Origin of the sequence: Paraburkholderia largidicola, assembly GCF_013426895.1 — a bacterium.
Taxonomy (GTDB): Bacteria; Pseudomonadota; Gammaproteobacteria; order Burkholderiales; family Burkholderiaceae; genus Paraburkholderia; species Paraburkholderia largidicola.
On record NZ_AP023176.1, the window covers coordinates 990103 to 1015930 of the forward strand.

The following is a 25828-nucleotide window of genomic DNA, read 5'->3' on the forward strand; positions in this document are numbered from 1 at the left end:
TGTGAGCCTTCAACGTTGCGCAATCGCCGTTGCGGGTTCCACAGTCCTCCACATCACCTCTTCAGATGATGACGATCAAGATCGGTCAACTCGAGATTTCACTTGATCATCGCGAAGTGCGGCTCGATGGGCAGAAGGTCCCGATCGGCAGTCGCGCGTTCGACATTCTCGCGTTGCTGATCGCAGCCGACGGCGAACTCGTATCGAAAGACGAGATCATGCGTGTCGTCTGGCCGACCACGGTGGTCGAAAAGAACAATCTGCAGGTGCATATCTCCGCGCTGCGCCGCGCGTTCGGCGACGAGCGCGAGCGTCTGCGCACGGTGCCCGGCCGCGGCTACCGTCTGGTCATGCATGACGATGTCGATGCGCACGACGCCGCCGGCCTGCCGTCCGCCACGCAAGAGGACGCAACCGTCAGCGCCGACGCGCCGCGACTTTCGCGTCAACCGTTGCCCGCGCGCGTGCCGGCGCTGATCGGCCGGCAAGACGCGCTCGACGGCGTGGCTGCGGCGTTGCGCGCGCATCAGGCCGTGACGCTGGTGGGCACGGGCGGCATCGGCAAGACGCGCCTCGCGGTCGAAGTCGCGCATGCTGTCCATCATGAGTTCGCCGATGGCGTCGTGTTCGTGCCGCTCGCGGCCGTGAACGATGCGCCGTCGGCGCTCGACGCACTCGCGTTCGCGATGGGCAGCCGGCTTTCCGCGAGCCGCACCGCGCTCGCGCAGATCGCCGCCGAATGGCGCGACCGCGAGGCGCTGGTGGTGCTCGACAACTGCGAGCAGGTGCTGGAGATCGTGGCCGCCATCGCGGAATCGCTGACTGGCGCGGGCAGCCGCATGCGCGTGCTGGCGACGAGCCGCGAAGCCTTGCGCGTGCGGGATGAAATCGTCTATCAGGTGCCGCCGCTATCCGTGCCGACGCCGGACGATCCGGGCACCGATGTGCTGCGCACGCCCGCCGTGCGCTTCTTTCTGGCGCGCGCCCAGGCCGACGGTGCGCATTTTTCGCTCGACGAAACCAGCGTTCGTCTGACGGGCGAGGTGTGCCGCCGTCTCGACGGCATTCCGCTCGCGCTCGAACTGGCGGCATCGCGTGCGGCCGTGCTCGGCATCGGCTTGCTGGCCGAGCATCTCGACGACCGATTCCGCATCCTCACGGGCGGTCGGCGCACGGCGTTGCCGCGTCATCAGACGCTCAAGGCGACGCTCGACTGGAGCTACCGTCTGCTGAGCGGCGACGAACAGAAGCTGTTGCGCTGGCTCGGCATGTTCGTCAACGGCTTCACGCTCGACGCCGCCTGCGCGATGGCGGAGCACGCCGGGCTCACGCGCATGGAAGCGCTCGACGCCGTGAGCGGTCTCGTCTCGCGCTCGTTGCTGACCACGGACTTCGAAGGCTCGTCGTATCGCTACCGTCTGCTCGAATCGACGCGCGCCTACGCGCTGCAGCAACTCGACGACAACGGCGAGCGCATCGCTGCGGCGGGCGCGCATGCGGCGCTGTTTTTGCAGATGCTCGACACGGCGCAGAAGCGCTGGGCCGAGCGGCCCGTCGTCGAATGGCTGGCCGAGTTCACGCGCGAACTCGGCAACCTGCGCACCGCGCTCGACTGGACACTCGGCGAACGCGGCGACCACGCGACGGGCATTGCGCTCGCGGCTGTCACCGTGCCTTATCTGTATGAACTCTCACTGGTCGAAGAGTGTTGCAGCCGTGCGCGTGCCGCGCTGCGCTTCGTGGCTTCTGACGCCCAGGACGACGGCCGGAACGGCGTCGAAGCGCGCTTGCGGCTCATGTCCGCGCTCGCCGCCGGGCTCGTTTATACGGAAGGTCCGCTGACGGAGACGCGCGAGGCATGGGCGCTCGTGCTGAACGAGGCGATGCAGGCCGGTCATGCCGACTACGCATCGCGGGCCCGCTGGGGCGCGTGGAACTGGCATCAGTACAGCGGACGCGCGCGCGACGCGCTGATGCTCGCGCGCCGCTTCGGCGATTTCGCGCGCAGCAGCGGCGATGCGACGCTGGCCGTGTTGTCGGCGCGCGTCGAAGGGATCGCGCTGCACTATGCGGGCGACCAGCCGCGCGCACGCGAACTGCTCGAGCGGATGATCGAAGAGTACGAAGAAAAGCCGCTGAGCCGCTGGCACACGCCGGGCTTTCGCGTCGATCATGGCATCGCTGCGCGCGCGACGCTGGCGCGTGTGCGATGGGTGCAAGGCGAGCGCAGCGGCGCATACGATCTCGCCGCGCGCTGCTTCGATTCGGCCGCGCAGTACGACCATGAAATCGTCATCTGCTATGTGCTCGTCGAAGCGCTCGTGCCGATTGCGCTGTTGAATGGCGATCAGGCGGCGGCGCGTCACGGCATCGACGTGCTGCATGAACTGTCGACACGCTTCGGCTTCACGATCTGGAGCGCGTGCTGCGCGTGCTACGACGCATGGCTCGCAACACTCGACAGCCCCGGTGTCGGTTCGATCGAACAGTTGATCAACTCGATCTCCGCGCTGCGCGCAACCGGCTATCTCGCGCAGCTTTCGCCGTTGCAGGGGCAACTCGCTGTCGCGCTGATGAAGGCGTCGCGCGACAAGAAAGCGCTCGCGACGATCGACGACGCACTGCGCCACGCCGACGACAACGGCGAGCGCTGGTACTACGCCGAGCTATGCAGGATCAAGGCCGACGTGCTGTGCAAGCTCGGCCGTCACGACGATGCGCAACGCTGGTTCGCGACATCGCTCGACTGGGAACAGCGCAACGGCGTCGAACGTGCGGGCGCGCGCGATGCGTCGGCCACGCGTACATCGTTGCGTGTCGTTCCCGTGCAGTCTCGCGCTTGACAACACCGCTTGACAACACCGCTTGACAACACCGCTTGACAACACCGCTTGACAACACCGCTTGACAACACCGCTTAACAACGCCCCTTAATAACGTTTAAGGCGCGCATCAGGACTTTAAGTCCGCCCGTCACTAACCTTCTCGCAAGTCGAAATGCCTGCACGGCATTGTGAAACTCGCGCATCAACTGCGCGGGACGCCGTTCGCATCCGCATAGCCGATGCAACGTCGACTGGATTCATCCACTAACCGGACGCTAGCGCGGTTGCCTTCACGCAACCGTGCGGGTCTCTCGCATGCCTGCGAAATGGAGCTACTCATGGCACATGAACTGTTGACGCCCGACACCTGCGCGCTCGCGCTTATCGATCATCAGCCGCAGATGTTCTTCGGCACGCACTCGCACGAACGCACGACCGTCCTGCACAACGTCCAGATCCTTGCGAAGGCCGCAAAGCTCTTCAACGTGCCGACCATTCTGACGACGATCGCCGCCGATTCGTTCAGCGGCCATCTGTTGCCTGAAGTGCAGGCGGTGTTTCCGGAGACCAAGCCGATCGACCGCACGTCGATGAACTCGTGGGAAGACAAGGGCTTCCGTGAAGCGATCAAGGCAACGGGCCGCAAGAAGATCGTGATTGCGGGTCTGTGGACGGAAGTGTGCGTGACGTTCCCGACCATCCAGATGCTGGCCGAAGGCTTCGAAATTTACGTGCCGACGGATGCATGCGGCGACATCACGGAAGAAGCGCACGAGCGCGCCGTGCAACGCATCGTCCAGGCGGGCGCCGTGCCGATGAACTCGCTGCAGTTCATGTGCGAACTGCAACGCGACTGGGCGCGCGGCGAAACGTACGAAGGCTGCATGGACATCTTCAAGGCGCACAGCGCGTACGGCATCGGCGTGCGTTACGCGAAGCAGATTCTCGGCGAGCACGCGAGCGAAGCGGGCTGATCGGGCTTTATTGCCTCGAGCATTTTTTTGTTTTGCTCACGCGCGGCGTCGCTGACGTCGCGCGTGACTACGCCTGACCACGATTCACGGAGAGCGACGATGACCGCACCCATTCAGCCCGCCCGCATTGCGGACCTGGTGATCTACAACGGCAAGATCGCGACACAGGACGACAAGCGTTCGTTCGTGACGGCGCTGGCCGTCGCGAAAGGCGAGATCGTCGCGAGCGGCAACGATCACGACATGATGCAATGGGCGAACGACTCGACCCGCCGCATCGACCTGAAGGGCCGTACCGTCATCCCCGGCCTCAACGATTCGCACCTTCACGTGATTCGCGGTGGCCTCAATTTCAATCTCGAGTTGCGTTGGGATGGCGTGCCGTCGCTGCGCGATGCGCTCGAGATGCTGCGCGCCCAGGTGGCGCGCACGCCGGCGCCGCAATGGGTGCGCGTGGTCGGCGGATGGAACGAATTTCAGTTTGCGGAGAAGCGCGGCCCGACGCTCGAAGAGATCAATGCGATCGCGCCGGATACGCCCGTCTTCATCCTGCATCTTTACGACAGCGCATTGCTGAACGCAGCGGCGCTGCGCGCCGTCGGCTACGACCGTGATACGCCGAACCCGCCGGGCGGCGAGATACAGCGCGACCGCCGTGGCAATCCGACGGGCATGCTGATCGCGCGCCCGAACGCGGGCCTGCTGTACGCGACGCTCGCGAAAGGTCCGAAGCTGCCGCTCGACGACCAGATGAACTCGTCGCGCCAGTTCATGCGCGAGCTGAACCGTCTCGGCGTGACGAGCGCCATCGATGCGGGCGGCGGCTATCAGGCGTATCCCGACGACTACGCCGTCATCATGGAACTCGCGAAGCGCAACGAGCTGACGGTGCGGATCGCGTACAACCTGTTCACGCAGAACGCGAAGAAGGAAATCGAAGACTTCGCGAAGTGGGTCAAGGTCACGAAGCCCGGCGATGGTGACGACTTCCTGAAGGTGAACGGCGCGGGCGAAATGCTGGTGTTCTCCGCCGCCGACTTCGAAGACTTCCTGGAGCCGCGCCCCGATCTGCCCGACGCGATGGAAAGCGAACTCGAAGCTGTCGTGCGGCTGCTCGTGCAGAACCGCTGGCCGTTCCGTCTGCATGCGACTTACGACGAGTCCATCGAACGCTTTCTCACTGTGTTCGAACGCGTCAATGAGGACACGCCGTTCAACGGTCTGCGCTGGTTCTTCGACCACTGCGAGACGATTTCACAGCGCAACATCGAGCGTATTGCTGCGCTAGGCGGCGGCATTGCCGTCCAGCATCGCATGGCGTATCAGGGCGAGTATTTCATTTCCCGCTATGGCGCAGAAGCCGCCGCGCACACGCCGCCCGTGCGGCAGATGCTGGCGGCAGGACTGCCCGTCGGCGCAGGCACGGACGCGACGCGCGTCGCGAGCTTCAATCCGTTCGTGTCGCTGTACTGGCTGGTGTCGGGACGCACGGTGGGCGGCACGCTGATGTATGCGGCACAGGACCGGCTCGATCGCATGGAAGCGCTGCGCCGCTATACGGTCGGCAGCGCGTGGTTCTCGAACGACGAGACGCGCAAGGGCGCTTTGATTCCGGGCCAACTTGCCGATTTCGCCGTGCTGTCCGACGACTACTTCACGACCGATGAAGACAACATCAAGCATCTGACTTCGGTGCTGACGGTCGTGAACGGCCGCGTGGTCTATGCCGTCGACGAGTTCGAAACCTTCGCTCCGCCCGCGTTGCCCGTCAGCCCGACGTGGTCGCCCGTCGCGGAATATGGCGGCTATGCGCGCTACCGTCCGGCCGCTGCACCGTTGCAGCAAGCGTGCAACGACGCGTGCGTGAACCTGTGCGGCGTGCACCGTCACGCGCATGGATGGGCATGGCGCAGCAACGTACCCGCCAGCGACGCGAACTCGTTCTGGGGCGCGCTCGGTTGCAGCTGCTTTGCGTTCTGATGTGCCAGCACGCCATGAACCGCTTTTCCGCACCCGACGCCGCGCTGCTGTTTCTGCGCGTCACCGCGAGCGTGCTCGTGCTGCTCGTGCATGGACTGCCGAAGGCGCTCCACTTCGCGAGCCAGCTCGACGCGATCGAGGACCCGTTGCATCTCGGCAAGACGCTGACGCTGGCGTTTGCGATTTTCGCGGAAGTGCTATGTCCGCTGCTGATGATCGCGGGCATCGCGACGCGGCTCGCCGCGCTGCCGATCATGCTCGTCAGCGCGATCGCGCTCGGCCTCGTGCATCGCGAGTGGACGCTGGATCAAGGGCAATTCGCGTGGATGCTGCTGATCCTGTTCGGCACCATTGCGATCGGCGGCGCGGGCCGTTACCGGCTTGTGCTGCGGCCGCAGGCGTCCGGGCAACGAGAGGTGTGAGCGCGGGCAATGGAGTCGACCATGTCGAATGAGCGCGCCGACTCCCCGCTCGTTGCGGGAGGAAGCGTGACGCAAAGAAGGAGCAAGCCATGTCGTATCTGATTTCTTTGGGCGCGGGCCTCGTGGTCGGCCTGCTGTATTACCTCGTGCGCGTGCAGTCGCCCGCGCCGCCGCTGATCGCGCTCGCCGGATTGCTCGGCATCGTGATCGGCGAGCATGCGATTCCGTTCGTGCAGGCGCAGATACGCACGCCCGACGCGCAAACGCAAAGCGCGCCAACCGTCGCCAGCAACAAGCCGACGCCGTCATGCAGCAAGGACCAGTGAGCGCGGGCGCGGAGGCGCAACGCGCGGCGCAGCTCGATCACGTTCCGGGCGAGGACACCTGGCTGGCAACCATTGCGGGCTATGTCGACACGCTCGGCTTCGTCGCGCTGTTCGGGCTGTTCACGGCGCACGTGACGGGCAATTTCATCCTGATCGGCTCGGGCCTGGCAGGGGCGGGCAGTGGGCTTTTGATCAAGTGGCTCGCGTTTCCCGCGTTCATCGCGGGCATCGTGCTCGCGCGCGTGCTCGACAACCGCTTGCTTCTGCGCGGACATGGCGTGCGCGCCTGCGCGCTGTACGGGCTGCAGGCGGTGCTGCTGACGGGCTTCATGGCAGCGGGCGTGCTGGCCGCGCCCATCACCGATTCCGACGCGCCGCTGACGATTGCCTGCGGTCTGCTGGGCGCGGCGGCGATGGGCGTGCAGAACGCGCATGGCCGCCTCACTGCACGCTCGGTCGTCGCGAACACGGTGATGACGGGCAACGTCACGCAGGCCGTGATCGACGTGTTCGATCTGCTGTTTTCACCGGGCGACCAGAAAGCGCGGCATGCGGCACGCAGCCGTCTGATGCGCACGCTGCCGCCCGTCGCGGGCTTTGCGATTGGCGCGGGTGCGGGAGCGGGCGGGTATCTGCTCGCGTCGTTCTGGGCGCTGCTGCTGCCGCTCGCCGCGTTGTGCGTGCTCGCGGTGCTGTCGAGAAACACGGGCGCGGCGCCGGCGCAAACCTGATCGCGCCGCGCGTCGATATGAGACGCGGCGGCAACCATTACCAGCAAGGAGTGTTTTCATGAGTACCGTCAAGATGTATCGATTGTTGCGCGCTACTGTCGTCGCGATTGCGGCGCTCGGCGTGACGCTGGCCGGTTCGCCCGCTTTCGCGGAAGCCGACCATCAGAGCGCGGGCAAGAGCGCGCCCGTCGTGTCCGTCGGGCCGCAGTACGACACGACGCACGTCTATGTGTCGAACCAGGACATCGACGCATTCGTCGACAGCTTCGTGGCGACGTTCGGCGGCAAGGCGTCGCCGCGCGCCGTGTTCACGGTCACGCCGACGCCGAGCAAGACGGCCTCGCAATACGTGCAGACGCCTGTCGGCATGTTGTCGGTGTTCGCGTTCCAGACGCCGGTTCCGTACCCGTTCGGCAGCGAGCGTACCGGCTATCTCGTCACCGATATGGACAAGGCCGTGCGCGCCGCGCGCGCAGCGGGCGCGGATGTGATCGTCGATACGTTCGACGATCCGATCGGCAAGGACGCCGTCATTCAGTGGCCGGGCGGCCTTTACATGCAGCTCTACTGGCACACCAAGGCGCCGTCGTATGGTCCGCTCGAAACCGTGCCGGACAATCGCGTCTACGTGTCCGCGCAGGCAGCCGACAACTTCATCAAGCGTTTCGTGCGCTTCTCGCACGGCAAGGTCGTCTCCGATAACCGCCGTGCGGATGGCGGCGAGATCGGCCGGTCCGGCGACACGATCCGGCGCGTGCGGATCGCGTCGGGCTTCGGCAACATGCTGGTGTTCGTGACGGACGGCAAGCTGCCGTATCCGTATGGCCGCGAGACGACGGGCTATCGGGTCGCCGATCTCGACGCGACGCTCACCAAGGCGCAAGGCGTCGGCGTGAAGGTGCTGGTGCCCGCGGGCAGCACGGTCGAAGGGCGCAGCGCGGTGGTCGAATTTCCCGGCGGCTATGTCGCTGAGATTCACGAAGCGAAGAAGTGACGGTGCGTCGTTCAATGAGACGCGCGATCAGACGCGGTAGAAGGGTCGCCGCCTGTGCGGCGCTCGCCGTATGCGGACTCGCGGATGGCACGAGCGCGCTCGCCGCCGACGCCACGTCGGATGCGAGCCCAGCCGACACATCGCAATGCAGCGCGAAGCGGCCGTCGTCGCTGTCGTTCAACCGCTGGCAGGAAGACTGGTCGGTGCTGGCGTTGCCGTGCGTGCCGCGCAAACCGTTCGACGCGCTCAAGTACATTCCGCTGGGCGGCGATCCTTCAACCTATCTATCGCTCGGCGCGACCCTGCGTGAGCGCTTCGAGCTGAACAACACGCCGCTGTTCGGTCTCGGCAGCGCGCGGCCCGACAGTTACGTGATCCAGCGCGCGCAGGTGCATGCCGACGCGCACATCGGCGAGCATGTGCAGGCGTTCTTTCAGCTCGAAGACGCGCGTCCCTTCGGCAAGGATTCCGTCACACCCGTCGACAAGAATCCGCTCGATATCGAGCAGGCGTTCGTGGCGTTCGTCTATGGCGTGGGCGGCGGCACGTTCAAGGCGCGCGTCGGCCGCCAGGAGATGGCGTTCGACTTGCAGCGTTTCGTGTCGGTGCGCGACGGCCCGAACGTGCGCCAGGCGTTCGACGCGATATGGGCCGATTATGAAATCGACAAGTGGCGCTTCATCGGTTACATGACGCAGCCGGTGCAGTACCGCGACGTCACGGTGTTCGACGACGTGTCGAACCGTCATCTGACGTTCAGTGGCGTACGCGTCGAGCGCGCGAACACCGGGCCGGGCGATCTGTCCGCGTACTGGTCGCGCTACAACCGCGACAACGCGCACTTTCTCGATGCGACGGGCACGGAGCATCGCGATGTGTTCGACGTGCGCTACGCGGGCAAGGTCGCGCCGTTCGACTGGGATGCTGAAACGATGATCCAGACGGGTCACGTCGGCAACGACACGATCGGCGCGTGGGCGTTCGGCGTGCTGAGCGGTTATACGTTTGCATCGGTGGCGGGCTCGCCGCGCCTGGGCCTGCAGGTGGACGGCGCATCGGGCGACCGGCATCCGGGCGATGGACGCGTCGGCACCTTCAACCCGCTGTTTCCCAACGGCTACTACTTCACGCTGGCGGGCTACACGGGCTACAGCAACCTGATCCACGTGAAGCCGTCGATCACCTTCAAGGTGACGCCGAAGATCACGCTGTTGACGGCACTCGGCTTCCAGTGGCGCGCGACGACAGCCGACGCCATCTACGGTCAGGGCTCCGCCGTGGTGCCGGGCACGGCAGGCAAGGGCACGCGCTGGACGGGCATGTACGCGCAGGTTCGCGCCGACTGGCTCGTCAGCTCGAACGTCGCGCTCGCGCTCGAAGCGGTGCACTTCGAAGTCGGCGATTCGATACGCGCGTTAGGCGCGCGCAATGCGGACTATGTGGGCGTCGAGGCGAAGTTCGGCTGGTGATGGACCGCGGCGCTGCGCATGGACGAGCGCATGCCGCACCTTCTCGCGAAGGCGCGGCATGCAGACCCCACACGTTGCTTCCGTCTACCAGCCGTAGCCGCGGTAGCCGTAATACCCGGGGCGGTACACGGGCACCTGCGCCGCATACTGCATCGGCATGACCGGCTGGCTCACGTAGACAGGCTGGTGGTAGACGGGCACGTACTGCACGGGCGGCGGCTGATACGGCTGGAACACGACCGTTTGCATCTCTTCCGGCGAGGGGCCGTCGTACATCGGCGGCTGCGTATAGACGACGGGCGCGGGCCGGTAGCGCGGACGCGGCGGCGGCGCGGGTGCATATTGCACGGGCGCGCCATCGTCATCGTCGTAAGCGGCTTGCGCCTGCAACTGCCGCTGCGCGACGCGCGGCTGGTTGACGCGCCGCACCTGCGCGTTGTCGTCGGAGGGCATGTCTGACGGCAACGGGGGCGGTTGCTGCGCGCTGGCCTTCGACGTGTGCTTCAACTGCTCGCGCAGCGAAGCGTACGTGTCGGCATCCTCCTTCGCGCGGGCGTTGTAGCCGCTGTGATAGGCGTCGCTCAGATCCTTCAGGCGTGCCTTGTTTTCCTCGTCGGCGGTCATCTGCTCTTCGCCCGGATCGAGCGAAGCCTCATTCGTGCCGCCATTGTCATAGGCTGACCGCGGCCCGTCAGCCCACGCAGCGGCGGACAGAAGGGCTGGCCCGAAGGCCACGGTCAACGCCGCAGACCCGAGCAATGTGCTGATTCTCATGGTTGTTACCTCGCTGGTGGTCATATACGGCAAACACAACTCCGTACGCGTGTCCGGTGCTGACCGCCTGCGATTCAGCATCCCGCCGGAACCTGACGTACACCCATGCTGCACGCCTTTACCAGGGACGAACCCGGGTAACGGACGCGCATCGCGTCGTCCGCACGATCAACATGATGTGAATGAAGTTGCCAGCAATCGACCCGGCCGGATGCGATCTAACGCACATTGCGCAGTATTTGTGTGATGAGGAAAAACGCGAGGTTATGCTTTTTCGATATCGGTGGTCTGCGTTGGAGTGGGTGTCTCGAAGTGTGGGGCCGGGAAATCGTTTGCGCGGCGCCCTAGCGCAACGGCGAGCGCATCGCGATCCAGCCCGCCTTCCCACGCCGACACGACGATCGACGCGACGCCGTTCCCAACGATATTCGTCAGCGCGCGGCACTCGGACATGAAGCGGTCGATGCCGAGGATCAACACCATCGCCGCGACGGGCACGGTCGGCACCACGGAAAGGCTCGCGGCCAGCGTGATGAAGCCCGCGCCCGTCACGCCTGTCGATCCTTTCGATGTCAGCATCGTGACCAGCAGCAGCGTGATTTCCTGCGTGACGGTCAGATGCGTGTTGGTCGCCTGCGCGAGAAACAGCACGGCGAGCGTCATATAGATGTTGGTGCCGTCGAGATTGAACGAGTAACCCGTCGGCACGACGAGGCCGACCACGCCGCGCGGGCAGCCGAGCCGTTCGAGCTTTTCCATCAGCTGCGGCAACGCCGCCTCGGATGTCGACGTGCCGAGCACGATCAGCAGTTCGTCGCGGATATACACGAGGAAGCGCCACAGGCTGAAGCCGCACATCCGGGCGATCAGGCCCAGCACGATCGCGACGAACAGCGCTGCCGTCAGATAGAACGAGCCGATCAGCTTGAGCATCGGCAGCAGGGAGACGATGCCGTAACGGCCGATCGTGAACGCCATCGCGCCGAACGCGCCGATGGGCGCGAGGCTGGTGATCATATGCACGATGCGGAAGAACGCTTTCGACAGCGTTTCGACGAGGTTCGTCACGGGCGCGGCCTTGTCGCCCAGCACGGCCAGCGCCGAGCCGAACAGCATGGCAATGACGAGCACGGGCAGGATATCGCCTTGCGTCATCGCGCCGGCGAAGGTGTCGGGGATCGCGTGCATGATGAACGCGACGATGCCGTCGCCATGCGCGGCCTGCGCTGCGTAGCCCGATACGGCGCTCGCATTGAGGGTCGCGGGATCCACGTTGAAGCCGCTGCCCGGCTTGAGCACGTGCGCGGCGACGAGACCGATCGCGAGCGCGAGCGTCGACGCGACCTCGAAATACAGCAGCGCCTTGCCGCCGACGCGTCCGACCTTCTTCATGTCCTGCATGCCGGCGATACCCGTCACGACCGTGCAGAAGATCACCGGCCCGATGATCATCCGCACCAGTTTGATGAACATGTCGCCGAGCGGTTTCAACGCGACGGCTTCATGCGGCGCGAAGTGTCCGAGCAGCACGCCCGCCGCGATGGCGAACAGCACTTGTACATAGAGAACCTTGTAGAACGGTTTGCGCTTCATGTCTCCTCCGTTTTTCGGGGCAAAGCGGGGCCGTTCCCTTCTGCAGTCGGAAGGGAATCGGCGGGTCTGAACGTGAAAGGGTGAAGCCGCTACGGCGATTGCGGCGTGGCTGTCATAGCACCTGGGCCCATGGGCGGCGTGCGAAATGCTCGCGCTCGAACGCTTCGATATCGCCCAGCGACGCGAGCGTGAGGTCGATCGTGTCCATGCCTTCGATCACCATGCGCTTGTGGCGCGCGCCGAGCGGGTACGTGTAGGTCTGTCCTTGCGCTGCGGTGACGGTCTGCCGTTCGAGATCGATGCGCAGCGTCGATGCAGGCGTCTGGGTCGAAGCCTGCACGAGCGCATCGATTGCGTCGCGTTCGAGTTGCACGAGCAGCAGCCGGTTGTTCATCGCGTTGGAATAGAAAATCTCCGCGAAGCTCGGCGCGATTACGGCCTGAAAGCCGTATTGCTGCAAGCCCCACACGGCGTGCTCGCGGCTCGATCCGCAGCCGAAGTTGGCTCCGCCGATCAGAATGCGCGCGCCGTCATAGGCGGGCTGGTTGAGCACGCAGCCGGCGCGCGGCGTGCCTTGCGCGTCGAAGCGCAGGTCGTACAGCAAGCCATCGGCGAGACCGGCCTTGTCGACGATGCGCAGAAACTGCTTCGGCATGATCTGGTCGGTGTCGAGGTTGTCGATGGGTAACGGCGCCGCCGTGCCTTCGATGATCGTCAAGCGGTTCATTACGCGTGTGCCTCCAGGGTGCGGACATCGGTGATGCAGCCGGTCAATGCGGCTGCGGCTGCCATCGCGGGACTCATCAGATGCGTGCGGCCGCCGCGTCCCTGGCGTCCTTCGAAATTGCGGTTGGTGGTCGAGGCGCAGCGCTCGCCTTCGTCGAGCATGTCGTCGTTCATCGCCAGGCACATCGAGCAGCCCGGCTCGCGCCATTCGAAGCCGGCGTCGATCAGCGTCTGCGCAATGCCTTCCTGTTCCGCCGCGCGGCGCACGCTGCCCGAGCCGGGCACGATCATCGCGCGCACGCCTTGCGCGACGTGCTTGCCGCGCACGATCTGCGCGACGCTGCGCAGATCTTCGATACGCCCATTCGTGCACGAACCGATAAAGACGCGATCGATCCGCGTGCCGGCCAGCGGCTGTTGCGCTTCGAGTCCCATGTAATCGAGCGCGCGGCGCAGCGATGCGGCGGCTTCCCGCGAAGGCTGTTCGGCTTCACCGGGGATGCGCGCATCGATTGCGATGGCCTGGTCCGGGCTCGTGCCCCACGTGACGAAGGGTGCGATGTCGCGCGCGTCGAAACGATGTTCGGCGTCGAAGCGCGCGTCGTCGTCGGAGCGAAGGGTGCGCCAGTCGTCGAGGGCGGCTTGCCATGCGGCTTCGTCGAGCGTTTTGACGTGCGCGCGCACGTAGTCGAAGGTGGTCGCGTCGGGCGCGATCAGCGCGGCGCGCGCGCCTGCTTCGACGGTCATGTTGCACAAGGTCATGCGCGCTTCCGCCGACAGCGACGCGATGGTCGATCCCGCGAACTCGACGGCGTAGCCCCGCGCGCCTTGTGCGCCGATCCGGCTGAGCAGCCAGATCACGACGTCTTTCGATGACGTGCCGTAAGGCAGCGCGCCGTCGATCACGATGCGCATCGTCTGCGCGAGCCGATAAACGAGGGTTTGCGTCGCGAGCACATGCTCGACCTCGGACGTGCCGATACCGAAGCCGAGCGCGCCCAGGGCGCCGTATGTGGTCGTGTGACTGTCGCCGCACAGCACGACCATGCCGGGCCGCACGAGTCCCATTTCAGGCGCGACGATGTGCTCGATGCCTTGCATCGGATCATTCGCGGCGAGCAGGCGGATGCCGGCGCGCTCGCAGTTGCGGCCGAGATTCTGCGCCAGCATGAGCGAGGCGGCGTCGCGGATCACGCGCGGCGTTTCAGCGTGAGTGGGAATGATGTGACTGACGACGGCGAGTTGCTGCCGTGGCCTGCGCACGGCGCGGCCACGCGCTTCGAGGGCGCTGAAGGCCTGCGGGCTGGTGTACTCGTTCATCAGATGCAGATCGACGTACAGCAGCACGTTCTGTTCGTCGATGCGCGACACGAGATGCGACTCGACGAGCTTCTGGTAGAGGGTTCGTTTCGACATGGCGATGTGAGGTTTCTTTGTTTGGGCGTCACGCGCCGAGAAAGGGCAGCACGCGGTCGAGCAAAAGCTGCGGCGCTTCTTCGGGGATGTAGTGGCCGCAGGGCAGGGCTTCGCCTTGCACGTTCGGCGCGTATGGCCGCCACTCTTCGAGCGGTTCGAAGCATTGCTCGATCACGCCGTGCGCACCCCATAACGCGAGGAAATCGCAGGTGATCTGCTCGCGGGCGGCGAGCGTCGCGCGATCGTGTTCGAGATCGATCGTGACGCTTGCGCGGTAGTCCTCGCAGATGCCATGCGCGGTGGCGGGATCGGACAGACAGCGCAGATATTCGGCGTAGGCTTCGGCGGTGAACGGCGCGAGGCCCGCGCTGCGCGCACCGATGGTCTGCTTCAGATAGAGGTCGGGGTCCGCGCGGATCAACGTCTCCGGAAATGGCGCGGGCCGTACCAGCATGAACCAGTGCCAGTAAGCGCGGGCGAAATCGAATGAGGTTTGCTCGTACATGGCGAGCGTCGGCGCGACGTCGAGCGTGACGAGGCGTTCGATGGCATCGGGGTGATCGAGCGCCATGCGCGCGGCCACGCGCCCGCCGCGGTCATGGCCGATCACGGCAAACGACGCGAAGCCGTGCGCGCGCATCAGTTCGACCTGATCGAGCGCCATGCGGCGCTTCGCGTAGTTCGCGTGATCCGTCGTGCCTTGCGGCTTGCCGCTGTCGCCGTAGCCGCGCAGGTCGGCGGCGATCACGGTGAAGTGCCTGGCCAGCGCGGGCGCGACCTTGTGCCAGATCGCATGTGTCTGCGGATGGCCGTGCAACAGCAGCAGCGCGGGACCGTGTCCGCCCTTGATTGCATGAATCGTGATGCCGTCGATGTGGGCCGACGCATCGGTGAATCCTTCGAACATCGTTGTCTCCCAAGGTTGAATCGAGTCTAATTGATGCCTTGGGCGATTGGGTTTCCCTGAATGCATTCCGGTCGTAACTACAGGGAACGAATCGCGGCGAGCGTTGGGAGACATTGAACATGGACGGCTTCTCGGATCTGAATCTGTTCGCGCTGGTTGCGCGGCATCGCAATCTTGCGGCGGCGGCGCGCGAGCTTGGCGTGACGCCGCCTGCCGTCAGCAAGCGTCTGGCGCAACTCGAAAAGCGGCTCGGCGTGCGGCTGATGAACCGCACGACGCGGCGTTTGAGCCTGACGCCGGAAGGCGAGCTATATCTTGCGAATGGCTCGCGGATACTCGATGAGTTGCAGGAGCTTGAACAGCTGGTGACGCGCAGCCGGGCTGAGCCGGCGGGATTGCTGCGTGTGAATGCTTCGTTTGGCTTTGGCCGTGCGCGGATTGCGCCTGCGATTTCCGATTTCGTCGCGCGGTTTCCGATGATGAAGATTCAGCTTCATCTGACCGACAGGCCGATGAGTTTGCAGGAAGAGGGTTTCGATCTTGGCATCCGGTTTGGCGAGGTGCCGGATGCGCGTGTCAATGCGCGTTTGCTGATGAAGAACCGGCGGATTGTGTGTGCGTCGCCCGAATATGTGAAGCGTCACGGGACGCCTTTGTTGCCGCATGATTTGACGCGGCATGCGTGTATCGTGCTGCGCGAGAATGAGTCGGCTTATGGGACGTGGCATTTTTCGCGCGGCAAGCGCGTGGAGACCGTGAAGGTCGACGGGCCGCTAGCGAGTAACGATGGCAGTGCAGTGCTGCACTGGGCGCTTGAAGGGCGTGGTGTGGTTGTGCGTTCTGAGTGGGAAATTGGGGAGTATCTCGAGCGGGGCGCGCTCGTGCCGCTTTTGGTTGATTGGGCGTTGCCTGCGGCGGATATTCATGCGATTTATCTTGAGAGGAATCAGCTTTCCGTCAAGCTGCGGACGTTTGTTGATTTTTTGGGGGAGTATTTGCGGTGAGGGTTTTTTGGGCCTGCGCGGCGCGGGCGGTTTGGTGTTTTGGGGCTTTGCGCTGGCATCCGCGTGATGTTATTGGTTCGCAAGCGTTGCCCCTGTGCGGGGCGGCACCTACTTTTCTTTGCCGCCGCAAAGAAAAGTAGGCAAAAGAAAGCGGCTAACACCGCCAGTTCTAGTATTTGCCTGAGGGCCCCCGAAGGGTCTTACACTTCACACGGCAACCTCGTGACCCACGATAGTTGCCAGCGCTCTAGCGGTGCGCCTCACCCGCTTCACGCGCCTGCGCTACAGCACGCCGTGCCAGACAGTCCACGGCCGCCCAGGTGGCAAACTGTGTGTAGGCCCAAGTGCTCCACACGCCTCACTTCGGACCGATAGCGCACGCGCCCCGAGCTGTAGGGGCGCCAGGCTATACGACGGGACAACCTGCACACAGTTTGCCACCTGGGCGGCGCATACCATTCGCTGCCGCTGGGCAGTTATGCGGGCATTGGAAGCGGGTGAGGCATCTGTTCGAAGCGCTGGCAACTCACGCAAACAAGGACGTTGCTGGGTGAATAGTGGGGACGTTGAGGGCCCGTGGATAAGAATACGGGCTGGCGGTGTGAGCCGCTTTCTTTTGCCTACTTTTCTTTGCGGCGGCAAAGAAAAGTAGGTGCCGCCCCGCACAGGGGCGACGCTTGAAGCACGGAGGCATAACGCGGATGCCAGCGCCGACGCAAGAAAACCAAACCGGGTGCGTAGCAAACACCGTAACGCGGACGCCAGCGCAAAGCCCAAAACACCAAACCGCCCGCGCCGCACAGGCGCCCTCACTCCGGATGTGTGACCTCAGCCGCCACCTGCGCCACCTCCCGATACCCAAGCCTCGCCGACACAGCAGCCCCCGCAGCCTTAAGCAAGGCCACGTAATGCAACTTGGTATCCGCCCCACACCGCATCGTCGGAAACGACACCGACAAGCCTGCAATCACCCGCCCAAACCGGTCGAACACAGGCACCGCCAGGCACCGCAAACCCTCTTCCTGCTCCTCGATATCCTCGCCAAACCCCTGCGCCCGCACCTGCGGCAAAATACTCATCACAGCGTCAGCCGACGACAACGTCTTCGCCGTCGACTTGCGAAACTCGATATGCGACAACACCTCGCGCGCTTCAGCCGGTTCCATCCACGCAAGCAAAACCTTGCCGATCGCCGTGCTATGCAACGGATTGCGCCGCCCGATCCGTGACTGCATCCGCAGCCCATAATCGGCATCGATCTTGTGAATGTAGATAATCGCGTCTTCGTCGAACGTGCCGAGGTGCACGGCCTCACGCGTCGCGCCCGCAATGCGGCGCATTTCGATGTCAGCCTCGCGCACGAGATCGACGCTCTCCAGCGCCTTCGCGCCGAGTTCGAACAGCCGGATGGTGAGGTGATAGCGCTCGGTCTCGACTTCCTGGGTCACATAGCCGAGCGCCTTCAGCGTTTGCAGCACGCGGTGCACGGTCGTCTTCGACAGCGAAAGCCGTTGCGATAGTTCGCTGATGCCAATCTGCCCGCTGTCTCCGATCGCGCCGAGGATCGCAAATACGCGCGCAATCGACGAGAGCGATTCGCCCTTGTCGGCGGTGTCCGCGTCGGGCACGAGCGGAGCGGCGGCGCGCTTGCGGGGCGCGGCGGCCGTGGTCTTGAGTTTGTCGGTGGCTGCCATAGTGTCTTTGCAGCGGTTGCCCGCAGCGTCTTCCACAACGATGTTGCTGATCGTCGAAATATACCGCGTGCGCCGCGCAATTCACATCAAATCACATCATCGCGCGAGCCAGCCGCCGTCGACCGCGAGCGTGTGGCCGTGCACGTAGTCCGAAGCGGACGACGCCAGAAACACGACCGGCCCCGCGAGATCGTCGGGTGTGCCCCAGCGTCCCGCCGGAATGCGCGCAAGAATCTCGCTGTTGCGCTGCTCGTCGTCGCGCAGCGCCGCCGTGTTCGACGTCGCCATGTAACCCGGCGCGATCGCGTTCACGTTGATGCCGCGTGCGGCCCATTCGTTGGCGAGCAGCCGCGTCAGGCCCAGCATGCCGCTCTTCGACGATGTGTACGACGCGACGCGGATGCCGCCCTGGAACGACAGCATCGACGCAACGTTGATGATCTTGCCGCGCTTCTCCTGATCGACGAAGTGACGTGCAACAGCCTGCGCGAGAAAGAACGCACTCTTCAGGTTCACGTTCATCACGGCGTCCCAGTCGTCCTCGCTGAACGTCAGCGCGTCCGCGCGGCGGATGATGCCCGCATTGTTCACCAGCACGTCGATGCGCCCGCAGGCTTCGAGCGCGGCGCCCACGATGTCGTCGATGGGCGCCGTGCTGGACAGGTCGGCGCTCACGCCGACATAGCGGCGGCCCAGCGCCTTCACCTGTTGCGCGGTGTCGCTGTCGTCCGAGCGGCTCACGCCGACGATGTCGCAGCCCGCGGCCGCGAGCGCGCGCGCCATGCCCGCGCCGAGTCCCGTGTTGCTGCCCGTCACGAGCGCGACCTTGCCGCCAAGATCAAATGGATGCGAAGGATGCGAAGTCATGCGCGATTCCTGTTCGATGAAAGGCTGCGTTGCATTAGCGCAGATCGCGCACGGCGAGATGGTCCATGTCGCTGAACACCTGGTTTTCGCCGACCATGCCCCAGATGAACGTATAGGCGCGCGTGCCGACGCCCGAGTGAATCGACCAGCTCGGCGAGATCACGGCCTGCTCGTTGTGCACGAGAATATGGCGCGTCTCCTGCGGCTCGCCGAGCATGTGGAAGACGGCGGCGTCATCGGCGACGTTGAAGTAGAAATACACCTCCATGCGCCGCTCGTGCGTATGGCACGGCATCGTGTTCCAGAGGCTGCCCGGCTCGAGCTTGGTCATGCCCATCGACAGCTGGCAGGTGGGCAGCACTTCGGGAACGATGAACTTGTAGATCGTGCGGCGGTTGCTCGTCGCGGGGTCGCCGAGCGTTTGCGGTGACGCTTCGGCGAGCGTGATGGTGCGCGTCGGATACGTGGCCTGCGCAGGCGCGCAGTTGAGATAAAACTTCGCGGGATGCGCGGGATCGTCGCTGCCGAAGGTCAGCGACTGCGTGCCCTTGCCGACATAGATCGCTTCCTCGTTGCGCACCACAAAGCGTTTGCCGTCCGCTTCGACCCAGCCGTCGCCGCCGATATTGATCGCGCCGAGTTCGCGCCGCTCCAGCAGATAGCTGACACCGATCGACTTGCCTAGCGAACCAGGCACTTCGACAGCGCGCGTCTGCGGAAACGCGCCGCCGACGATGATCCGGTCGATATGGCTATACGTGAGCGCCAGCGCGTCCGGCTCGAACACCTTCTCGACCAGAAACTCTTTTCTAAGGCCCGCTGTATCGAGCGTTTTCGCGTATTCGCTGTTGATGCTCTGTCTGACTTCCATGTCTCCTCCACTGCAGGGCGGCACGCTGGACGTCGCGTCCGGGTTGATTGTGGGCGCAGTCTAGCACGATCGGAACGCCGGTCCGAAATGATGAAAACGTTAAATCTCCCTGTTCTCGGACCCGTATTCTGAAAGCAGGGTAAACGATTAATCTCGGCGTCGACAAAAACGGAACATCGTTCCTTTGTCGATGCTATAGTCCGCGGACAGGTGGATGTAGCCGGACCATACCGGACCTTTCCACCGTTCCCATCACCGGCCTGGCGTCGTATGGAGGAGACATGAAACTGAAGAAGGCAATCGACCGCATACCGGGCGGTCTCATGCTGGTACCGCTGTTGCTGGGCGCATGCGTGCATTCGTTCGCGCCGGGCGCGGGCAAATACTTTGGGTCGTTCACGAATGGCCTGATTACGGGCACCGTGCCGATTCTCGCCGTGTGGTTCTTCTGCATGGGCGCAACCATCGATCTGCGCGCCACGGGTACCGTGCTGCGCAAGTCGGGCACGCTGCTTGTCACGAAGATGCTGGTGGCGTGGCTCGCGACGATCATCGCCTCGTCTCTGTTGCCGATCGACGGCATCAAGACGGGTCTGTTCGCCGGGCTGTCGGTGCTGGCCATCACGACCTCGATGGACATGACCAACGGCGGTCTCTATGCGGCCGTGATGCAGCAGTACGGCACAAAGGAAGAAGCGGGCGCGTTCGTGCTGATGTCGATCGAATCGGGGCCGCTCGTCAGCATGATCATTCTCGGCGCGACGGGCGTCGCGTTCTTCGAGCCGCGGCTGTTCGTCGGCGCGGTGCTGCCGTTCGTCATCGGCTTCACGCTGGGCAATCTGGATAGCGCGCTGCGCGAATTGTTCGGGCGCTGCGTGGTGCCGCTGATTCCGTTCTTCGGCTTCGCGCTCGGCAACGGCATCGACCTGAACGTGATCGTCAAGAGCGGCATTCCGGGCGTGCTGCTCGGGTTGGGCGTGATCGTCATCACGGGCATTCCGCTGATTCTCGCCGACCGCTATATCGCGGGCGGCAACGGGGCGGCGGGTCTCGCGGCATCGTCGACGGCGGGCGCGGCGGTGGCCAACCCGTCGATCATCGGCGAGATGATTCCGCACTTCAAACCCGTGGTCCCGGCCGCGACCGCGATGGTCGCGACCGCGTGCCTCGTGACCGCGCTGCTCGTGCCGATCCTGACTGCCGTGTGGTCGAAGCGTGCACGGATGAAAGCGGGGCTGAGCGAGCGTACCGATGAAGATACCGGGCCGTTGCCGCAACCGCTTGGTGCGCATGAATAGCGCGCATCGGTAACGCACGCGCTGCAAGAAAAAACGGCGCGAACCGGCAGATCAGTCGAGCCGGTTCGCGCCGTTGTCGTTTGCGTTCTGCGCGAGTAACGTGATTCAGTTCTTCATGCGCGGCTCGCCGCGTGCGGCCTGCCGATCAAGAGATAGTGCACGAGTGCGATCACCGGGAACGCGGTCGCGACGCTTGCCACCAGCGTCCAGCCGCCATGATCGTACAGCGGGCTGGCGAGCGCCGAACCGATCGCGCCGCCGACGAAGATGCTCGTCATATACAGCGCGTTCAGCCGGTTGCGGCTCGCGGCATGCAACGCATAGATCTCGCGCTGGCCGAGCACCATGTTCATCTGCACCGCGAAGTCGAGCACGACGCCCGTCACGACGAGACCGGCAACGCCCCACGCGGGGTGAATCAGATTGGGCGAATAGGCGAGCGCGCCGACCACCAGCGCGATCAGCGTCGCGCGCACCGTGTGACCTGCATCCGCGAGCCGGCCCGCGATGGGCGCCGACGTCGCGCCGATTGCGCCGACCAGCGCGAACACGGCGATGGCCGTCTGCGACAGCCCGTAGTGACGCGTCAGTTCGACGGGCACGGCCGTCCAGAACAGGCTGAACGAGCCGAACATCAAGGCCTGATACAGCGCGCGATGACGCAGCACGGGCATCGTGCGCAGCAGATGCCCGAGCGATGCGATCAGTTGCGGATACGTCGCCTGATGCGAGGGCTGGCGTGTCGGGATGGTCAGCGCGAGGACGGTCGTGACGATCGCCATCAGCACGGCAGCGGAGCCGAACACGACACGCCATCCGAAGTGACCCGCGACGACACTCGAAATGGGCCGCGACAGCAGAATGCCGAGCAGCAGTCCGCCCATGATCGTGCCGACGACGCGTCCACGCGTTTCGTCTGGCGCGAGATGCGCGGCCAGGGGGATCAATATCTGCACCGCGACGGAACTGAAGCCGATCAGCAGCGAGACCGCGAGGAACGCGCCTGGCGCATGCGTGAAGGTCGCGGCGGCGAGGCTTGCTATCGACACTAGCGCCGTCGTGATCATCAGTTTGCGGTTTTCCAGCAGGTCGCCGAGCGGCACCAGAAAGAACAGGCCGAGCGCGTAGCCGATCTGCGTGAGCGAGACGATCAGGCTCGCCATGCCGCTCGACATGTGGATGGACGGCGCGATCAGTTCGGTGATTGGTTGAGCGTAGTAGAGGTTGGCGACGATCGCGCCGCAGCTGAAGGCGAATAACGTTATCAGGCCGCGCGTGAGCGCGGTGGTGGGTGGTTCGCTGCGTGCGAGTGTTGATGGACTGCTGGTCATGCCGACTCCTTCTTCCTTTTTCCGTTTTGCCTTTTTGCCATTTGCCTTTTGCCAATGTCTGGCTATGGCTTGAATGCCTGGCGTGCGTGTTGTGGTTCGGTGTTGCCTTGCAGCATAGCGAATTGCGGTGAACGCTGCGCGTGGCGTGTATTGGGTGCGGGTGCAGGCTGGGTGGTTTGCGTGTAGTTTCCGCTGGCATCCGCGTGATGTTATCGGTTCGCAAGCGTTGCCCCTGTGCGGGGCGGCACCTACTTTTCTTTGCCGCCGCAAAGAAAAGTAGGCAAAAGAAAGCGGCTAACACCGCCAGTTCTTGTGTTTGCCTGAGGGCCCCCAACGGGTCTTACGCTTCACACGGCAGCGTACCTGTTCGAACTCGTTGCCAACGTTCTCTCTGTACGCCTCACCCGCTTCACGCGCCTGCGCTTCAGCATGCGGTGCCAGACAGTCTACTGCCGCCCAGGTGGCAAACTGTGTGTAGGCCCAAGTGCTCCACACGCCTCACTTCGGACCGATAGCGCACGCGCCCCGAGCTGTAGGGGCGCCAGGCTATACGACGGGACAACCTGCACACAGTTTGCCACCTGGGCGGCCGATACCATTCGCTGCCGCCAGCAGTTATGCGGACGTTCGAAGCGGGTGAGGCATCTGTTCGAAGCGTTGGCAACACACGCAAACAAGAACGCCACCGTGTGAAGCGTAAGACCCTGTGGGGGCCCTCAGGCAAACACAAGAGCTGGCGGTGTTAGCCGCTTTCTTTTGCCTACTTTTCTTTGCGGCGGCAAAGAAAAGTAGGTGCCGCCCCGCACAGGGGCAACGCCTGAAACACGCTAACAAATCGCGGATGCCAGCGAAACCACAAGCAAACCGCCCAGCTTGCGCCAGGCAAACCCAAAGTGCCGCCCCGCACAGGGGCAACGCCTGAAACACGCTAACAAACCGCGGATGCCAGCAAAACCACAAGCAGACCACCCAGCTTGCGCCAGGCAAAACCAAAGTGCCGCCCCGCACAGGGGCAACGCTTGCGAACCAATAACATCACGCGGATGCCAGCAAAACCACACGCAAACCACCCAGCTTGCGCCCAGCAAACCCAAATCCGCATCGCAGATCCCACCAACACAGATTAACCGTTACGACCCGCCGCCTGAATAGGCACAGATTGCAAACGTCCGTTGCGTGGAACGCAATCACCTTCATCGGCATAATCGCCCGCATGGACAAACTGCTCGCGTTGAACACTCTGCTCGAAGTCGCCGACGCAGGCGGTTTCGCCAAGGCCGCGCAGCGTCTCGGCGTCGCGACGTCGTCGGTGACGCGGCTCATGGATGCGCTCGAAGCATCGCTCGGCACGGCCTTGCTCACCCGCACGCCGCGTAAGGTCAGCCTGACGGATGCAGGCACCGCCTACGTCGAGCAGATCTCCAAAGTACTCGACGATCTCGCCGAAGCCGATGAGAGCATTGTCGACAGCGGCGCCGCGCCCGTCGGTGCACTGCGCATCACCGTGCCGTCCGCGTACAACCGCATCCAGCTCGCGCCGCATCTCGCCGCGTTTCTCGCCGAGTATCCGCGCGTCGCACTCGATGTCGTCGTCGCCGATCACTACGCAGACCTCGCGCTCGATCGCATCGATGTCGCCGTGCGGATCGGCCTGCTGTCGCGCGATCCCAATCTCGTCGTGAAGAAGCTCGCCGACAATCCGCGCTATATCGTTGCGAACCACGACTATCTGCAACGCGCCGGCACGCCGCCGACGCCCGCCGCGCTCGCCGGACACGAATGTCTGCGCATCGCGTATGGCGGCAGTTATCGCGCGCGTCAGGTGTGGACGTTTAGCCAGGGCGCGGAACACGAGCGTATCGACGTGCGCGGACGGCTCATTTCGAACAGCCTCGAGATGCTGCTCGAAGCGGTGCTCGCCGGGCAAGGGCTGGCATTGTTGCCCGACTGGCTCGTTAATCGCGAGATCAAGGCGGGGCGTTTGATGCGCCTCTTCGCCGATTACGACATAACGGCGCAAAACGGCGAGGCCGTCGTCTACGCCGCTTATCTGCCCAATCGCCGTCATTCGAGCAAGGTGAAAGCGCTGCTGCGTTTTCTCGAAACACGTGTCGGCGATGCGACCCACAGCACGGCTTGAACGCCCCGTTGGTCAGCGGTTTTCCTTTCGCAAGCATGTGCGCAATCGCGTAATCAACGCTTGACACCGCTGTCGATCCGTTCGACCATTGTGTCCACAATACGATTTTCTAGTCCATAATATGGACGAAATCTTCGGAGACACAATGACAGCCCCAACCAATGGCGTCGATGCGATGACGCCTTATCAGCTCCCCAATCCGCCCGAAGCGCTGCGTGAAATCGTCGTCGAGTCCGCGATTCCACAGGATGAACGCGTGTGGGTGCCGCAAGGCGAGAACGTCTCGTTCCGGCCGCTGTGCCTGAACGTATCGAGCGGCTACTGGATGAATCTGCTGCGCGTGCGCAAGTCGGGCGTGCTGAGCCGCCATCGCCATCCGCAGGCCGTGCACGGCATGGTGCTCAAAGGGCGCTGGCGTTATCTGGAGCACGACTGGGTCGCCACGGAAGGCAGCTACGTGTTCGAGCCGCCGGGCGAAACGCACACGCTCTATGTGCCTGAAGACGTCGAAGAAATGATTACGTACTTCCAGGTCAACGGCGTCATGTACTACTGCGATCCGTATGGCAACTACACCGGCTACGAAGACGTGTTCACCAAGCTCGACATGTGCCGCGCGCACTACGAGCGCGTCGGGCTCGGCGCAAACTATGTCGACCAGTTCGTGAGGTGAGCGGTGAATGCGCCTTTCGAATTGCGCCGTGCGTCGTATGACTTCACGGGCGCCGTGGCCGTCGTGACGGGCGGCGCGCGTGGGATCGGCGCGGAGATCGCGCGCCGGCTCGCGGACTGCGGCGCTTCCGTGGCCGTGTGGGATCGCGATACGGATGCTTCATTCGCCGATAACCCGCGCATCGCGTGCTTTGCGGTCGATATCGTCGACATCGCATCAGTGGAGCGCGCGGCGCAGGCAACGCTCGAACGCTTCGGCGGCGTCAACGTGCTGGTCAATAACGCGGGCTACGCAGGACCGACGATGCCCCTCGACGAATACGATCCCGCCGAATGGTCGCGCATCGTCGATGTGAATCTCAAAGGCACCTTCAACGTGTGCCGGCAACTCGTGCCCACGCTGCGCCGCGCGCGCGATGCGCGCATCGTCAATATCGCGTCGCTCGCGGGCAAGGAAGGCACGCCGAATGCGTCCGCCTACAGCGCCGCGAAAGCGGGCGTGCTGGCGCTGACGAAATCGCTCGGCAAGGAACTGGCGCAGGGCAACGTGCTCGTCAACGCGATTGCGCCCGCTGCCGTGCGCACGTCGCTGCTCGAACAGATGTCGCCCGCGCACGTGCAGACGATGATCGACAAGAGCCCGATGAAGCGTCTCGGCGAGCCGGACGAAGTCGCGGAACTGACGTTGTGGCTGTGCTCGTCGTCATGCACGTTCAGCACGGGCGCAGTGTTCGATCTTTCCGGAGGACGCGCCACTTACTGATTGCCAGGCAACCCCATGCCATTCACGCAGTAACTTCCACACAGACTCGCA

The 25828-nt window shown here is 64.2% G+C and carries 22 protein-coding genes; 13 read left to right on the forward strand and 9 right to left on the reverse strand.

The annotated features are described in order from the left end of the window. Window positions 1-65 precede the first annotated feature (65 nt). The 8 genes from PPGU16_RS33165 (at window position 66) to PPGU16_RS33200 (ending at window position 9721) form a co-directional block, all read left to right on the forward strand. On the forward strand, window positions 66-2843 hold the full coding sequence (locus tag PPGU16_RS33165) for an ATP-binding protein (protein WP_180726926.1): 2778 nt from the start codon (window positions 66-68) through the stop codon (window positions 2841-2843). Between the two features lie 320 nt (window positions 2844-3163). Next, window positions 3164-3799, forward strand: a complete 636-nt coding sequence (locus PPGU16_RS33170) for a hydrolase (protein WP_180726927.1) — start codon at window positions 3164-3166, stop codon at window positions 3797-3799. A 99-nt stretch (window positions 3800-3898) separates the two neighbouring features. Continuing rightward, complete coding sequence (locus tag PPGU16_RS33175; RefSeq protein WP_180726928.1) at window positions 3899-5779, forward strand: amidohydrolase; 1881 nt, start codon at window positions 3899-3901, stop codon at window positions 5777-5779. 14 nt (window positions 5780-5793) lie between these two features. Further along, window positions 5794-6201: a DoxX family protein gene (locus tag PPGU16_RS33180; protein WP_180726929.1), complete on the forward strand. Its 408-nt coding sequence runs from the start codon at window positions 5794-5796 to the stop codon at window positions 6199-6201. Window positions 6202-6290: 89 nt separating this feature from the next. Next, window positions 6291-6527: a DUF1427 family protein gene (locus tag PPGU16_RS33185; protein ID WP_180726930.1), complete on the forward strand. Its 237-nt coding sequence runs from the start codon at window positions 6291-6293 to the stop codon at window positions 6525-6527. Next, on the forward strand, window positions 6509-7258 hold the full coding sequence (locus tag PPGU16_RS33190) for a YoaK family protein (protein ID WP_180726931.1): 750 nt from the start codon (window positions 6509-6511) through the stop codon (window positions 7256-7258). The genes PPGU16_RS33185 and PPGU16_RS33190 overlap by 19 nt, the downstream gene beginning before the upstream one ends. A gap of 58 nt (window positions 7259-7316) precedes the next feature. Further along, entirely contained in the window at window positions 7317-8252 is a 936-nt protein-coding gene (locus tag PPGU16_RS33195; protein WP_180726932.1) for a glyoxalase, read from the forward strand. 14 nt (window positions 8253-8266) lie between these two features. Next, a complete protein-coding gene (locus PPGU16_RS33200; protein ID WP_180726933.1) occupies window positions 8267-9721 on the forward strand; it encodes an alginate export family protein in 1455 nt (484 codons plus the stop codon). A gap of 84 nt (window positions 9722-9805) precedes the next feature. Here the strand turns inward: PPGU16_RS33200 and PPGU16_RS33205 are convergent, their stop codons facing one another. From PPGU16_RS33205 to PPGU16_RS33225, 5 genes are all read right to left on the reverse strand, one after another. Then, window positions 9806-10495 carry a hypothetical protein gene (locus tag PPGU16_RS33205; protein ID WP_180726934.1) on the reverse strand — a complete coding sequence of 230 codons (690 nt, stop codon included), beginning with the start codon at window positions 10493-10495 and terminating at the stop codon, window positions 9806-9808. 264 nt (window positions 10496-10759) lie between these two features. Continuing rightward, the gene (locus PPGU16_RS33210) at window positions 10760-12088 is read right to left on the reverse strand and encodes a dicarboxylate/amino acid:cation symporter (RefSeq protein ID WP_180726935.1); all 1329 of its coding nucleotides are present in this window, start codon (window positions 12086-12088) and stop codon (window positions 10760-10762) included. Between the two features lie 112 nt (window positions 12089-12200). Further along, the gene (leuD, locus tag PPGU16_RS33215) at window positions 12201-12815 is read right to left on the reverse strand and encodes a 3-isopropylmalate dehydratase small subunit (protein WP_180726936.1); all 615 of its coding nucleotides are present in this window, start codon (window positions 12813-12815) and stop codon (window positions 12201-12203) included. Then, the gene (gene leuC, locus PPGU16_RS33220; RefSeq protein WP_180726937.1) at window positions 12815-14230 is read right to left on the reverse strand and encodes a 3-isopropylmalate dehydratase large subunit; all 1416 of its coding nucleotides are present in this window, start codon (window positions 14228-14230) and stop codon (window positions 12815-12817) included. The genes leuD and leuC overlap by 1 nt, the downstream gene beginning before the upstream one ends. A 28-nt stretch (window positions 14231-14258) precedes the next feature. Continuing rightward, complete coding sequence (locus tag PPGU16_RS33225) at window positions 14259-15137, reverse strand: alpha/beta fold hydrolase (RefSeq protein WP_180726938.1); 879 nt, start codon at window positions 15135-15137, stop codon at window positions 14259-14261. Window positions 15138-15256: 119 nt separating this feature from the next. Between PPGU16_RS33225 and PPGU16_RS33230 the strand changes: the two genes are divergently transcribed. Continuing rightward, entirely contained in the window at window positions 15257-16141 is an 885-nt protein-coding gene (locus tag PPGU16_RS33230; RefSeq protein WP_180726939.1) for a LysR family transcriptional regulator, read from the forward strand. An 809-nt stretch (window positions 16142-16950) separates the two neighbouring features. Here PPGU16_RS33230 and kdgR read toward each other — a convergent pair. From kdgR to kduI, 3 genes are all read right to left on the reverse strand, one after another. After that, a complete protein-coding gene (gene kdgR, locus PPGU16_RS33235; RefSeq protein ID WP_180726940.1) occupies window positions 16951-17835 on the reverse strand; it encodes a DNA-binding transcriptional regulator KdgR in 885 nt (294 codons plus the stop codon). 96 nt (window positions 17836-17931) lie between these two features. Then, window positions 17932-18702 carry a 2-dehydro-3-deoxy-D-gluconate 5-dehydrogenase KduD gene (kduD, locus tag PPGU16_RS33240; RefSeq protein ID WP_180726941.1) on the reverse strand — a complete coding sequence of 257 codons (771 nt, stop codon included), beginning with the start codon at window positions 18700-18702 and terminating at the stop codon, window positions 17932-17934. Between the two features lie 34 nt (window positions 18703-18736). Beyond that, entirely contained in the window at window positions 18737-19573 is an 837-nt protein-coding gene (gene kduI / locus PPGU16_RS33245) for a 5-dehydro-4-deoxy-D-glucuronate isomerase (protein ID WP_180726942.1), read from the reverse strand. Between the two features lie 281 nt (window positions 19574-19854). Between kduI and kdgT the strand changes: the two genes are divergently transcribed. Next, window positions 19855-20871 (forward strand): 2-keto-3-deoxygluconate transporter, encoded by a 1017-nt coding sequence (gene kdgT / locus PPGU16_RS33250; RefSeq protein WP_180726943.1) that lies wholly within the window; start codon window positions 19855-19857, stop codon window positions 20869-20871. A 113-nt stretch (window positions 20872-20984) separates the two neighbouring features. On the opposite strand, the gene PPGU16_RS33255 is transcribed toward kdgT, so the two are convergent. Beyond that, window positions 20985-22202: an MFS transporter gene (locus PPGU16_RS33255; protein ID WP_180726944.1), complete on the reverse strand. Its 1218-nt coding sequence runs from the start codon at window positions 22200-22202 to the stop codon at window positions 20985-20987. Between the two features lie 1213 nt (window positions 22203-23415). Between PPGU16_RS33255 and PPGU16_RS33260 the strand changes: the two genes are divergently transcribed. The 3 genes from PPGU16_RS33260 to PPGU16_RS33270 all read left to right on the forward strand — a co-directional run bounded on the left by PPGU16_RS33260 (window position 23416) and on the right by PPGU16_RS33270 (window position 25777). Beyond that, on the forward strand, window positions 23416-24342 hold the full coding sequence (locus tag PPGU16_RS33260) for a LysR family transcriptional regulator (RefSeq protein WP_180726945.1): 927 nt from the start codon (window positions 23416-23418) through the stop codon (window positions 24340-24342). 145 nt (window positions 24343-24487) lie between these two features. Beyond that, complete coding sequence (locus tag PPGU16_RS33265) at window positions 24488-25015, forward strand: 2,4'-dihydroxyacetophenone dioxygenase family protein (protein ID WP_007749131.1); 528 nt, start codon at window positions 24488-24490, stop codon at window positions 25013-25015. Between the two features lie 3 nt (window positions 25016-25018). Beyond that, the gene (locus PPGU16_RS33270; RefSeq protein ID WP_180726946.1) at window positions 25019-25777 is read left to right on the forward strand and encodes an SDR family NAD(P)-dependent oxidoreductase; all 759 of its coding nucleotides are present in this window, start codon (window positions 25019-25021) and stop codon (window positions 25775-25777) included. Window positions 25778-25828 lie beyond the last annotated feature (51 nt).